Origin of the sequence: Luteimonas campi (genome assembly GCF_051162505.1) — a bacterium.
In the GTDB taxonomy this organism is placed as follows: domain Bacteria; phylum Pseudomonadota; class Gammaproteobacteria; order Xanthomonadales; family Xanthomonadaceae; genus Luteimonas.
The window spans coordinates 92,143-105,678 of record NZ_JBNWEM010000006.1 but is presented as its reverse complement, the minus strand read 5'-3'; the positions used below and the strand labels follow the sequence as shown (position 1 = coordinate 105,678).

Below are 13,536 nucleotides of genomic sequence, written 5' to 3'. Positions count from 1 at the left end.
CGTGCCGGGCGCCCCCGTGGATGCGCGGCGCGGCGCGCGAGCCATCTGGCTCACCGTGTCCTGACTTGCGCGCGAGGCGTCGAGGCTTTGCTCGCCGCGCCAGACGTCAGGACGCAGCTCACTGGTTCGCGGTTCGGCGCTCCGATCGACGAAGGCTTGGCGCTTTCGGTGATCGAAGCGACGACAGCGAAGAGCGTGGCCGTTCCGGCCCGGGGCTTGCGGATAGCAGCGCATGGATGCGCTGCGGCGGCGAGTCAGCCATGGATGGCTGACCGAGGCGGGAAGCAAGCCCCGAACGGGAGAGCCTCGCCCCGCAAGCCCCTGGACTCGCCCGACATCCAAGTCCGAGCTCCCTCGAAAGGAAGAAGAACCTCTTTTCGTGCCGGCCTGCGCCGCAGGAAGGCGTTGCGCCGCCGGTTGAGATGCCGGATGGCGTGGCCGTCGAGGCGTTCGGTGGACGCGGCGAGGGCTCGTCACCGCGATCGGCGTGTCCAGCGGCGGGGGTGGGCTGCCCGATCGCCTGGCATGCCGGTGCCGTCGCCGGGCGACGAGGTGCTGGGACTGGCCGGAGCGCCTCGCGCAGCCACAAAAAAACCCGGCAGCCGGAGCTGCCGGGTTGCGTCGGCGCGAGAGGGGAGAGATCGCGCCGGCTAGGGGAACGCCTGGATCAGCGACGCTTGGCCGACTTGGTGGCCTGCGCGGTCGCGGTCTCGGCGGCGGCCTGGGCCTTGGCCGTGGCGGTCTCGAGCTGGGCCTTGGCGAGCTGGGCGATGGCTTCGTTGGTCTTCACGGTGGCGCCGAAGACTTCCTGGCCGGCGCTGATGGTGCGCTCGACGTTCTCGCGGGCGATCTGCACGCCCTTGGGCAGCAGGGTCTTGAAGCCGTCGAAATCGCGCACGTCGGCAGCTTCGCCGAAGAACGAGAAGGCGGCGCTGGCGTTCTCTTCCAGCGTGGCCAGCTGCAGGCCGAACGCCTTCTGCGCGTTGTCGAGGCTGAGCTGGCTGATGCGCGCGGCGGTGTCGGCGAACTGACGCGTCGCGGCGGCGAACTGCTCGTTGTACTGGTAGTTCATGGGAATCTCCTGCGTACAGTGGCCGGCGCGGAATGCCGGTTTGTGCGGTGCAGCATATGCGGGTCCATGTTGCGATGCAACATTTGGCCGACGAACGGCAAACTGCCGTTCATCTTTCAATGAAATCAATTGGTTGGAGCGACGCTGCGTCCGCGTAGCCGCCCGCTGCGTCAACCGGTGTAGCGGCAACCGGAGGTGCAGGTCTCGCGGATCACCACCGCGCTCAGCTGGGGCAGCGCGGGCTTCAGCCGCTCCCAGATCCAGGCGGCCAGGCGCTCGCTGGTCGGATTCTCCAGGCCGGGAATGTCGTTGAGGTAGTGGTGGTCGAGTTGCTCGTACAGGGGCTTGAAGGCCGCCTTGATGTCGGCGAAATCCATCACCCAGCCGGTGTCGGCCCCGGGCTCCCCGCTGACGTGCAGTTCCACCCCGAACGAGTGCCCGTGCAGGCGCGCGCACTTGTGCCCGGCCGGTACGTTCGGCAGCCGGTGGGCGGCCTCCAGGGTGAAGCTCTTGAAGATGTCCATGCGCGAATGTTCGCATGGCCGCCCGAGTTCCGTCGCGCCTCCCGTGTCGCCAGTTGCAATGGGGTTGTCGCGTGCTGTCGGCGCCTTCCCCGGGCGTGCGGACGGCATCCCGCCGCGCAGCGCACTGCGACGGCGCGGTGTGTGCGTCAGGCCAATTGACCCTGCGAAGTCGCGCGGGCTAGCATCGGGACGTCCCCTCGCGGGACACGTGTCAAAGCCCGTCGGCGCGGAATGCGTCGATACGTAGTCGCGTCGCTGCAAGCAGGATTTTTGAGGGCGACGCTGTGGGAGCGCATATGCTGGACAGTGTCGGCAAAGACCATGTCGAGTGGACCGAGACCAGATACAGGGCTTCGCCGGAGACAGTGGATGTCGACAGCCTGCGTGGCTTCCCGGAACTCGTACGCCAGCTTGGCGGCGACCCCGAACTGATCCTGCGCTCCGCGCAGATCGATCCGGCCCTGCTCGAGGCGCAGGGCGGCAGCATCGAATACCGCGCGCTGCTCAATGCGATGCAGATCGCCGCCGAAGCGCTCGACTGCCCTGACTTCGGGCTGCGCCTGGCGGTGGCCCAGGGCGGCAACAAGAGCATCGGGCCGATCGGCGTGGTGATGAAGAACTCGACCACGCTGGGCCAGGCGATCGGCTACTGCGCCAAGAACATCCATGCCTACAGCCTGGCGACGCGCGTGCGGTTCGAGCCCGATCGCCCCAACCACCGCCTTCTGGTCAAGCTGGAGATCCTGCTTGAACGTGCACCCGATCGGCGACAGGCGGTGGAGCACGCCCTGATGCTGGCCAGCCTCAACATGCGCGAGCTGACCGGCGGCGGCGCGCGCGTACGCAAGGTGCTGTTCACGCACGAGCCGCAGGCCTCGACCCGTCTGTACCGCCAGTACTTCAACTGCGATGTCGTCTTCGGCGAGAAGGTCGACGGCCTGATCCTGACCGAAGACGACCTGCTGTGCCCCGTGGTGGACCCCGATTCCCGGGTCTACGAAATGGCGACCACCTTCATCGAGTCGCGCTTCCCGTACGCCGAGGCCTCCATCCAGTCGCGCGTGCGCAGCCTGGTCGAGCAGTACATCGGCAGCAAGGACTGCACCAACGAACGCATCGCGGCGGAGTTCTGCATGCATCCGCGCACCCTGCAGCGCCGGCTGCGCGCCGAGGGCACCTCGTTCGAGGACATCAAGGACGAGATCCGCCGGGATCTGGCGCTGCGCTACATCCAGAACGGCGACATGCCGCTCAAGCGCGTGGCCGAAAGGCTCGGCTATGCGGAAACCTCGGTGCTCTCGCGCAGCTGCTTCCGCTGGTTCTCGGTCAGCCCCAGCGAACTGCGCACGCAGCGGCGCGCGCGCCAGGCCCCGGTCGGCCCCTGCGCGGCAGGGCTCTAGCGACCCGACTGCAGACGGCTTCCAGGCGTTGTTGCGGGTGACGGCCCTGCGTCGTCCCCGGTGCGCCGCCTGTCGCCTGGCATCAAGACGCGCGTGGACGGGCTTCGACATCATCCTGTTGCACCGACGGCCGCCGCGGCCGGGCCGGCGCAGCACGCCATCGCCGTGCAGGCCCCGGTCGCGGAGGACGCGCGCGGTGGGCGAAGCACACGAGGGCCTGGAAGGTGCGTTTGAGCGCTGTCAGCAAAGTGTCGGGACGCGTACGCAAGGGCGCGTTCTCCCTGCGGTGGGATGCGGGTTTCGCCGAGGCCGCCTATCGCGATGGCCACTGGGTCGACTCGACCCTGGCCGATGCGCTCGCCCAGGCGGCAGCGCAGACCCCGGAGCGGGTGCTGGTGGTGGACGGCGAGGTCAGGCTCGACTGCCGCCAGGCGCACTGGCGCGCGCACGCGCTGGCACAGGCGCTGCTGTCGCGCATGGCGCCCGGCAGCGTGGTGTCGTTCATGCTGCCGAACTGGCACGAGGCCGTGGAAATCTACCTCGGCATCACCCTGGCCGGTATGGTCGCGCACCCGGTCCTGCCCTCGCTGCGCGACAGCGAGCTGCACTTCCAGCTGCAGGACGCGAACTCGCAGCTGCTCTTCATCCCCGCACAGTTCCGGCGTCTGGATTACGTCGAGATGCTCGGGCGCGTGCTCGAGGGCATGGCTCCGGGACCCGAGGTCGTGGTGCTGCGGGGCGCATCGGGACGGCATACGGCCTATCCGGACATGTTCTGCGACACCGGGGAGCTCCGGCCCTTGCCGGAGATTGACCCCGATGCGGTGCGACTGATCATGTACACGTCCGGGACGACCGGGCGTTCCAAGGGCGTGCTGCACACCCACAACACCTTGCACGCGCTGATGCGGCAACTCGGGCAAAGCTGGCGCATCGACCCCGGCGACACCTTCCTGGTGCCTTCTCCGATCAGCCATATCGGCGGATCGATCTACGCCTTCGAGGCGCCGCTGCTGCTCGGGTCGCGCGCGGTGCTGATGGAACGCTGGGAGGCCGATGCCGGACTCTGGCTGGCCGAACGCGAAGGCTGCAGCCACATCTGCGGCGCAACGCCGTTCCTGGAGCAGCTGCTGGAAGCCGCGCGCCGCCTGGGCACCAGCCTGCCCTCGCTCAAGGTCTTCGTCTGCGGCGGCGCCTCGGTTCCGCCCGATCTGATCCGCCGCGCGGCAGAACACTTCACCTCGGCGGCGATCACGCGCGTCTACGGCTCCACGGAAGTGCCGGTCACGACGGTGGGATGCCCCCACCGGGAAGATCTGGCGCAGGCTGCAGAAACCGACGGCCGCGCTGGCATCGCCCAGGTCAGGATCGCGGGCGAGCCGGGCAGCGCCGATGGCGAGATCCGCGTGCGCGGCCCGCAGATGCTGGTCGGCTACCTGCATCCTGAAGGCGAGGATGCGGTATTCGACGAGGACGGCTACTACCGCACCGGCGACCTCGGCCACTGGCGGGGCGATTGCCTGGTCATCACCGGCCGCAGCAAGGACATCATCATCCGCCACGGCGAGAACATCGCGCCGAAGGAAGTCGAAGACCTGCTGCTCGCCCATCCGCAGGTCGGCGAGGTTGCGATCGTCGGCCTGCCCGACCCGCGCACGGGCGAGCGCGCCTGCGCGGTCGTGGTGCCTGCGGCGGGGCAGCCCGCGCCCGACGTGCCGAGCCTCGCCAGCTACCTCGCCGCGCATGGCGTCGCGCCGTTCAAGTTCCCCGAGCAGGTGGAAGCCTGGCCGTCGCTGCCCCGCAACGATACCGGCAAGGTCCTCAAACACGTGATCCGCGCCGCGCTGCTCGACGGCGCGCAGGCGCCCGATGCCGGAGCCCGAGCATGAGTACAGAATCGACCGATCGCGCAGGCGACGCACCCGTCGCCATCGTCACCGGGGCAGGCAGCGGCATCGGCCTGGGCACCGCCGTCAAGCTGGCCGACATGGGCATGCGTGTGCTCGGCGTGGGGCGCGATCCGGACAAGCTCGCCGAGATGGCGCGTCGCATCGACGCGCCGGAGCGGGTGGGTACGCTCGCCATCGACATCACCTGCGACGAGGCGCCCGCGAGGATCCTCGGCGCGGCGCTCGCGCGCTGGGGGCGGGTGGACTACCTGATCAACAATGCTGGCCTGGGCAGCCCGAAGCCGCTGCACGAGACCGACGACGAGAACCTCGACCACTTCCTCGACGTGATGCTGCGTGCGCCGTTCCGGCTCGCGCGCGAGGCGGTGACGCGGCTGCAGCCGGGCGGGGCGATCATCAACGTCTCCTCGATCTTCGCCGTGGTCGGCGGACTGCGCGGCGGCGCCTACTCGGCCGCAAAGGCGGGCCTGGACGGGCTGACGCGCCATATCGCCTGCCAGTACGGCGCGCAGGGAATCCGCGCCAACTCCGTGGCGCCCGGCGTCACGGTCACGCCGATGGTCGAGCATCGTCTCGAAGACCCGGTGTTCCGCCGCATGAATACAGAGGTCACACCGCACACGCGCCTGGGGCGGGTGGAAGACATCGCCAGCACCATCGCCTTCCTGTGCTCGCCGGGCGGCAGCTTCATCAATGGCCAGACCATCGTCGTCGACGGTGGCTGGAGTACGACCAAGTACCTGTCCGAGTTCGGACGGACCTCGACCTGGACCGCGGCGGGCGAATGAGCGCAACCCATCGCCGGCCATCAGCCCTGTCTACCGGAGATCGCCATGCGTGAGTGTCTGAAGTTCTACATCGATGGACAGTGGGTGGAGCCGGTGGGGACAGGAATCCACACCGTCGTGGATCCCACCACCGAAGCGCCTTCCGGTCGCGTGGCCATGGGCAGCGAGATCGATGTGGACCGCGCGGTACAGGCCGCGCGCCGCGCCTTCGACAGCTATTCGGCGACCAGCCGCGAACAGCGCATCGCCCTGCTCGAACGCATCGCCGCCCGTTTCGAGGCGCGCAAGCCGGATCTGTGCGCCGCCGTGGTGGCCGAGCTGGGCTGCCCGACGTGGCTCGCCGAGCAGGCGCAGGTGCCACTGCCAGCCACGCATATCCAGGTCGCGATCGACACGCTGCGGGACTACGCCTTTGAGACGCAGCGCGGCATCACGCTCGTCCGCAAGCAGCCGGTGGGCGTGTGCGGCCTGATCACGCCCTGGAACTGGCCGCTGTCGCTGGTCGTCTCCAAGCTCGTGCCCGCCCTGGCGATGGGGTGCACGGTGGTGCTCAAACCGTCGGAATTCGCGCCGTACTCGGCGCAGGTGCTGGCCGAGATCCTGCACGAGGCCGAGGTGCCGCCGGGCGTATTCAACCTGGTCTTCGGCGACGGCCCCGTAGTGGGCGCCGCGCTGTCGAGCCATCCCGAGGTGGATGCGGTCTCGATCACCGGATCGACGCGTGCCGGCATCGAGGTCGCGCGTAACGCCGCGCCCACGGTCAAGCGCGTGCACCAGGAACTGGGCGGCAAGAGCCCCAACGTCATCCTCGACGACGCCGACTTCGACAAGGCCGTCGCAGCCGGCGTGCGCTACATCTTCCTCAACTCGGGCCAGACCTGCTCGGTGCCTTCGCGGATGCTGGTACCGCGCGAACGCATGGACGAGGCGGTGTCGATCGCGGTGGCGACGGCGGAATCGTTGGCCGTGGGCGCGCCCGACAGCGGCGCGTTCGTCGGTCCCCTGATCAACGCCGCGCAATGGGAGAAGGTACAGGGCCTGATCGAAAGCGGCATCCGCGAGGGCGCGCGCCTGGTCTTTGGCGGCGTCGGCAAGCCACCCGGGCTGGAGCAGGGCTACTACTGCAGGCCCACGATCTTCGCCGACGTGGACGGCAGCATGACCATCGCGAAGGAGGAGATCTTCGGGCCCGTACTGTCGATCATGCCGTACGACGGCGAGGACGACGCGGTACGGATCGCCAACGACACGCCCTACGGGCTGGCGGCCTACGTGCACTCGGCCAGTATTGAGCGCGCGCGCCGGGTAGGCTCACGGATCCGCGCCGGGCAGATCAACCTCAACGGCGACCTCGATCTGCTCGATCCGCACTCGCCGTTCGGCGGCTGCAAGATGTCGGGCAACGGGCGCGAGTGGGGGGCGTATGGATTCGACGCGTTCCTGGAGGAGATCGCGTACGTGGGCTATGCGCCAGGCCAGCGGGAGGCGGCCGCTGGCGCCTAGCCTGGCCATCGCTGTGCTGCGTCCGCGCATCAGGCAGCCGCTATGCCCGCGCTGCTGGCGCGCCCCGGCATGGGCAAGCGCCGCCGACCGCCGCAGCCTGTGCCGCGTCGCCCGCTGCGTGCGTGTTGTCGTCCCCGGTCAATCGGCGTCGCCGGACGCGTTGCTAACGTCGAATCACCTGATGACCGTTACCTTGCAAGGACGGTTCTACAGGAATCAATAAATCCTGTGTCGCCATTCTTGGGAGGGAACGCGATGCGCAGAACCTTGTTGTCGCTGTTGTGCAGTACTGCTTCGATCGTGGCCATGCAGACTGCGGCCGCCGAAGCTGGCCCGGACGCGGCGGACACCGCGGCAGGCCAGGCCCAGGCTACGACCCTAGACGCAGTCAACGTCACTGCCCGCAAGCGGAGTGAGTCGATCCAGGACGTGCCGGTCGCCATCACCTCGCTGACGCCAGAGCAGCTTGAGAAGAACATGGCCACCGACCTCGCCAAGATCGGCGAGGTGGCGCCACAGGTCATCATCGGCCGCGCGTCAAACGGCACCGGCGGTTTCCTGACCATCCGCGGCATCAGTTCCGCGACGTCCGACGCCGGCCTCGACCAGAGCGTGTCGGTCAGCGTCGACGGCGTGCCGATGTCGCGCGGTCGCGTGATCAACTCGACCGTCTACGATCTCGCGCAGGTCGAGGTCCTGTCCGGGCCGCAGGCGCTGTTCTTCGGCAAGAACTCGCCGGCCGGGGCGATTTCGCTGCGAACCAAGGATCCGACGGACGTTTTCGAGGGCTACGCCCGGATCGGTTACGAGGCCGAGGCGGCCGAACGTTACCTGGAGGCAGCGGTGTCCGGCCCGCTCACGTCGACCCTCAAAGGCCGCATCGCCGTGCGCGCGGCGAGCATGGACGGCTGGATCGAGAATGTGGCTGAGCCGATTGCCGATCCGATCCGGCCCGACTACACGGTGCGAGGCGCTAACTCCGGCAGCACTGGGCCTGACGGCGACAACGTCGCGGCGCGGCTGACCCTGCTGTGGCAGCCGGCCGACGACTTCACCGCCAACCTCAAGCTGACCCACGACGTGCAGACCATGAACGCGATGAACGCGTACGTGGAGCTGTACTGCTCCGGTGACCAGACCCAGCCCTCGATCGCGGGCATTCCGATGCCGCAGGCGGACTGCGAGAAGAACAGGCGCAAGGCCGAGGGCGGCCTGCCGGCCGAGTACGCGGTCAACTGGCCCTATGGCAACGGCGGCGTACCGGATTACCGGTCCGAGTACACGTTGGGAAGCCTAGGCATCACCAAGGACTTCTCCAACCATAGCCTGGTGTCAACCACCGGCCTGTACAGCCAGGAGATCGTCGGTAGCAACAACGCCGACTACACCGAGTTCGCGCTGCTGTGGAGCAGCCAGCAGGAGGACTACCGTCTCTTCACTCAGGAGTTCCGGCTGAGTTCGGTCTTCGACGGCCCGTTCAACTACCAGGTCGGCCTGTTCTACGAGAAGAGCAGCCGCGACTGGTTCAATGCGGCCGACCTGTTCCACGGCGGCTTCAACACCCAGGCCCAGAACTGGACGACCTTCGAGACCGCAGCCTCTGTGGAATCCGAAAGCCTGTCCGGCTTCGCCCAGCTGCAGTGGAACTTCAACGAGAACTGGGAGCTTTCCGGCGGTGCGCGCTACACGCGCGACGACAAAGACGGCGAGTTCTGGAACGAGTCCATCGGCGTTTCCGGGATGAATCTGTACCCGGTCGGGCAGGTAGCCCGTGCAAAATTCTCAGCCAGCAACGTATCGCCCGAAATGACGCTGCGCTGGAAGCCCGATCGCGACCAGACCTTCTACTTCGGCTACAAGACCGGCTACAAGGCCGGTGGGTTGTCGAACGGCGCGATCCTCAACGCCACCGCCGACCAGTCGAACCTGGAGTTCGATGCCGAGGAAGCGGCCGGCTTCGAGGTGGGCTACAAGGCTACGCTGCTCGATAACACGCTGCGCCTGGACGTGTCGGCCTATCGCTACGACTACGAGGGCCTGCAGGTCGCCACCTTCAACCAGAACACCATCAGCTTCACCATCGGGAATGCGGCCGAGGCGCGCACCGAGGGCGTTGGCGGCTCGCTCCAGTGGCTGGCGACCGACCGGCTGTCGTTCAACGGCAACATCGGTTACAACCGCTCGCGCTATACCGACTACCGTAACGCGCAGTGCTATTCGGGCCAAACTACGACCGCGGGCTGCATTGGCGGCGTGCAGGACCTCAGCGGTGAGTATCTGGTGCGCGCGCCGAAGCTGACCGCTAACCTTGGCGTTGACTACCGCGCGTACGTGGGCAGCTGGTTCGCGGACTTCTCGCTGGGCGGCTCTTACAGCTCGTCCTACCAGACCCAGCCGGACAATCATCCCGGCGCCATGCAGGAGTCGTTCTGGCGTCTCAATGCGGCGGTCCACCTGACCCCGGCGGACGAGCGCTACCGCTTCTCGCTGATCGGCCGGAACCTGACCGACGAGTACTACATGGTGGCGTCGGCCTCGTCGCCGGGCGGCCCCGCTACCCAGCACACCGGCACGTTCGCCCGTCCCCGCGAGATCGCCGCGCAGTTCGAGTACCGCTGGTTCTGATGGATCCAGGAGGAAGCACTATGTCCCGTATCAAGCCGATGCTGAAGCCTTCCGACTACCCTGCCGGTGCTGACGACGCCACCCGGGCGGCGGCGAAGGCTCTGTTTGACCACATGTTCCCCGGCGTCGAGAACCCGGAGATCCCTGGAAAATCCGCCGCTTTCGGCACCGTCGCCAACGATCCGAAGCTGGCGCTGTTGCTGGTCAAGCTCAGCGACTACGTCGTGCGCGAGATGCCGTTTACCAGCACCCGCCGCGACCTGCAGCAGCTGATGGTGCAGGCGCTCAACTGGAAGCTTGGCTGCGACTTCTCATTCCAGTCGCACATCGCGCCCGCGGCAGCGGCCGGGATCAGCCTGGAGCTGCAGACGCAGATCCCGTTCTGGAAGACGTCCAACGCCTTCAACGATGAGCAGCGCCTGGTGATCGAGTACACAGTGGCGGTGGTCGAAGGCTCGGTGCCGGACGAGCTCTATCAGCGGGTTGCCGCGCACTTCGACGAGCGCGACACGCTGGCCCTCACCGTGGGCGTGGCCTGGTGGTCCTTCTGGGCGATGATCATCAATGCCACGAAGACCGAGTTCGACTTCGGCTTCCGCAAAGACGCATGAGTCATCCGCGCCGCCAGTGCCAGTGGTGGATGGCGGCGCGCCGCCGCGCAGGAGGTGAGTGTTGAGTGCACGGCGGCCCTTTTACGGATGGTTGCTCGTGGTGGTACTTGCGGCCATCGTCGGTATCAACTTCGGCTTCTGCTACACCGGCGCGAGCGTCACCAATGCCGCCATGGCCACGGAGATGGAACTGACCCGCGGCATGCTCGGCCTGGGCTTCACCGCGTTCGTGCTGATGGTGGGCTGCAGCGCGCCGGTGAGCGCCAGGCTGGTGGCGCGCTACGGGCCGCGGCGCACGCTCGCCGCCGGCTCCGCGCTGGTTGCGGTCGGGGCGCTGCTGCTCACGATCGTGGTGGATAGCGGCTGGAGCTACATTGCGGTCTATGGCGGCGTAGTGGCGATGGGCAGCGGGCTTGGCGCGCTGATTCCGGCGCAGAGCTGCGTCGCCAACTGGTTCGTCAAGCGCCGCTCGTTCGGGCTGGCCATCGTGCTGGCCGGAAGCGGCGTCGCGGGTTCGGTGGCGGCGCCGCTGATCAACCAGGCCATCGAATGGAACGGCGGCGACTGGCGCGGAGGCTGGTACTGCGTGTTCGCGGCTGCATGCGTCTCCGGGCTGCTGGCACTGTGGCTGGTGCGTGACCGTCCCGAGGACATCGGGCAGACCCCGGACGGCCGGCCGGTCGGCGAGCACGCCGACACCGATGCGGCAGCCACGGACGCGCCGGCGATGACCTTGCGGCAGGCAATGGGCAGCCGCGCATACTGGCTGATCACCGTGGCCGCCGTGGGCGAGACGGTTCCCAGCAGCGCCGTGCTGGCGCATGGCGTCCCGCACCTGCGCGACCTCGGCCATTCGCCGGAAGTGGCCGCAGGCGCGATCAGCATGTTCGCCCTCGCCAGCGTGGCCGGGAAGCTCGCCGCCGGCTGGCTATGCGACCGTTTCGAGCCGCGCTACATGTGGACCTGCTTCATCCTGGTGCTCTCGGCCTCGGTCGTGCTCGCGACGCTGGCCCATAGCCTCCCGATGATGATCGCATTCGCCTGCACGCTCGGCGTCGGTGCGGGCGGCGCGCTGACGTGCTGGCACTCGACCGTGGCGCACTATTTCGGCCCGCGCGCTTTCCCCACGGTGCTGGGATCGCAGATGCCTTTCAGCAACGCCTTCGCCGCGGTCAGCCCCTTCCTCACCGGCCTGGCGTTCGATCGCATGGGCAGCTACCAGACGGCGTTCTACCTCATGGCGGCGATGGGCGCGGTCCTGGCGTGCCTGGTCCTGCTGGCGCCGTCCAGACAACGGCACCGCCAGCAGCTTGCACAGGCCGTCTGACAACGATCGGCGCCTGCCCCCATTTCACTGGAGTACCACATGAAGATCCACGAGCGCATCATCGAGCTGTTCGAAGCCGAAGGCATCAACAACCTGTTCGGCATCCCGGACCCGAGCTTCTTCTCGATGTTCATCCACGCCGAGGCGCGCGGCTGGAACGTCGTCGCCCCGCACCATGAAGAAGCGGCCTCGTTCATGGCCGAAGCGGCGTGGCGCATGAGCGGCAAGCCGGCTGTCGTGATCGGCAACAAGGGCCCGGGCGTGGCCAACCTGCTCTCGGGCGCGGTGCACGCGGCCAAGGAGAACACGCCGACGATCTACATCGGTGGTCAGCGCCATCGCCTGTACGAGCAGCGCGTGCGTCGCGGCAAGATGCAGTACCTGAGCCAGCCGCGCCTGTTCGAGCCGGCGATGAAGTACGTCGGCGTGATCGAGTACCCGGAGCAGACCGACGAGATCGTGCGCGAGGCGATCCGACGCGCGCTCGACGGGACGCCGGGCCCGGTCTACATCGACTTCCCGCAGAACGTCCTTGGCGTCGAGTTGAAGGACGCGCCGAAGCTTGCGCCGTCGCAGTACCGGCTGGTCGGCCAGCAGGCAGGGACCGATGCGATCGCGCAGGCGGTGCAAGCGCTCAAGGCGGCGACGTCGCCGATCCTGCTGGTGGGGCAGGGCGCGCACGTGAGCCGCGCGCAGGCGGCGGTCGGCGCGCTGGCCCTGGCCCTGGACTGCCCGATCATCCAGACCACCGGCGCACCCAGCGTGATCGAAGGGATGGACGACCGCACCTTCCTCTACGGCACCCCGGTGGCCAACGAGATCGTCGGCGAGTCCGATGTGGTGGTGGCGATCGGCACCGAGCTGGGTGAGCCGCTGCACTACGGGCGCGGCCATCACTGGTCGAAGGGCCGCACCGACCGCAAGTGGCTCTACATCGAGCAGGACGCCTCGGCGATCGGCGTGAACCGGCCCATCGACGTGCCCCTGGTGGGCGACCTGCGGGCGGTGGTGCCGCAGCTCACCGCCGCAGTGAAGGGCGAGGTCTCGCGCCGCTGCGAGCGTCTGCCGGCATGGGCGGCCGAACAGACGCGCCAGTTCGAGGAGGCAACGGCCGCGGTGCCGACCACCTCGCAGCCGATCCATCCGGCCCGCCTCGCGGTCGAGGCCACGCGCGTGCTGCCGAAGAACGCGGTGATCGTGCGTGACGGCGGTTCGTCCAGCCTGTTCATGTCGCCGTACATGCAGTTCCGGCCGCGCGACTACTTCTGGAACCAGAACTACGGCAGCATCGGTCCCGGCCTGCCGTATGCGGTGGGCGCCCAGGTGGCGGTGGGCGACACGCGCCGCGTCGTGCTGCTGACCGGCGACTCGTCCTTCATGTTCCATCTCACCGAACTGGAAACGGCGGTGCGAAAGAACCTTCCGGTCGTGAGCGTGGTCTGGGTCGACCATGCCTGGGGCATCGAGGTGGCGTCCTATCGCGCAGGGCTGGGCAAGGATGCCTTCGTCGGAGAAGCGCAGTGGGGCAAGACCGTCCGCCTCGACCGCGCGGCCGAGGCTTTCGGCGCCCATGGCGAGTATGTGACGCGTGCGGAAGAGATCGCTCCCGCGGTCGAGCGCGCGCTGGCCTCCGGCAAGCCTGCCGTCGTGCATGTGGAGATCGACCACGAGGCGAACTGGGACATGCCCAACCTGCCGGGCATCGGTGAGTTCCGCACCTGGTACGGCGAGGCGGGCGACAACCTCGGCGACCCCCGCGGCAGCTACTGAGTCCCG

General features: G+C 68.0%; 10 protein-coding genes. 8 read left to right on the top strand and 2 right to left on the bottom strand.

The genetic code is table 11. The annotated features are described in order from the left end of the window. Nucleotides 1–667 precede the first annotated feature (667 nt). Nucleotides 668–1,072 (bottom strand): phasin family protein, encoded by a 405-nt coding sequence (locus ACQYVW_RS15905; protein WP_434932710.1) that lies wholly within the window; start codon nt 1,070–1,072, stop codon nt 668–670. A gap of 170 nt (nt 1,073–1,242) precedes the next feature. Further along, entirely contained in the window at nt 1,243–1,596 is a 354-nt protein-coding gene (gene queD / locus ACQYVW_RS15900) for a 6-carboxytetrahydropterin synthase QueD (protein WP_434932709.1), read from the bottom strand. 296 nt (nt 1,597–1,892) lie between these two features. Between queD and ACQYVW_RS15895 the strand changes: the two genes are divergently transcribed. The 8 genes from ACQYVW_RS15895 to ACQYVW_RS15860 all read left to right on the top strand — a co-directional run bounded on the left by ACQYVW_RS15895 (nt 1,893) and on the right by ACQYVW_RS15860 (nt 13,530). Then, nucleotides 1,893–2,996, top strand: coding sequence for an AraC family transcriptional regulator (locus ACQYVW_RS15895; RefSeq protein ID WP_434932708.1), 1,104 nt, complete (start codon nt 1,893–1,895; stop codon nt 2,994–2,996). Between the two features lie 230 nt (nt 2,997–3,226). Then, nucleotides 3,227–4,885: an AMP-binding protein gene (locus ACQYVW_RS15890; RefSeq protein ID WP_434932707.1), complete on the top strand. Its 1,659-nt coding sequence runs from the start codon at nt 3,227–3,229 to the stop codon at nt 4,883–4,885. Beyond that, on the top strand, nt 4,882–5,694 hold the full coding sequence (locus ACQYVW_RS15885) for an SDR family NAD(P)-dependent oxidoreductase (RefSeq protein ID WP_434932706.1): 813 nt from the start codon (nt 4,882–4,884) through the stop codon (nt 5,692–5,694). Before ACQYVW_RS15890 ends, ACQYVW_RS15885 begins: the two co-directional genes overlap by 4 nt. A 45-nt stretch (nt 5,695–5,739) precedes the next feature. Next, on the top strand, nt 5,740–7,197 hold the full coding sequence (locus ACQYVW_RS15880) for an aldehyde dehydrogenase family protein (protein WP_434947640.1): 1,458 nt from the start codon (nt 5,740–5,742) through the stop codon (nt 7,195–7,197). A gap of 255 nt (nt 7,198–7,452) precedes the next feature. Next, nucleotides 7,453–9,822, top strand: coding sequence for a TonB-dependent receptor (locus tag ACQYVW_RS15875; RefSeq protein WP_434947639.1), 2,370 nt, complete (start codon nt 7,453–7,455; stop codon nt 9,820–9,822). Between the two features lie 20 nt (nt 9,823–9,842). Beyond that, nucleotides 9,843–10,433 carry a carboxymuconolactone decarboxylase family protein gene (locus tag ACQYVW_RS15870; RefSeq protein ID WP_434932703.1) on the top strand — a complete coding sequence of 197 codons (591 nt, stop codon included), beginning with the start codon at nt 9,843–9,845 and terminating at the stop codon, nt 10,431–10,433. Between the two features lie 97 nt (nt 10,434–10,530). Beyond that, nucleotides 10,531–11,760: an MFS transporter gene (locus tag ACQYVW_RS15865; RefSeq protein ID WP_434947638.1), complete on the top strand. Its 1,230-nt coding sequence runs from the start codon at nt 10,531–10,533 to the stop codon at nt 11,758–11,760. A 39-nt stretch (nt 11,761–11,799) separates the two neighbouring features. Next, nucleotides 11,800–13,530, top strand: a complete 1,731-nt coding sequence (locus ACQYVW_RS15860) for a thiamine pyrophosphate-binding protein (RefSeq protein WP_434932701.1) — start codon at nt 11,800–11,802, stop codon at nt 13,528–13,530. Nucleotides 13,531–13,536 lie beyond the last annotated feature (6 nt).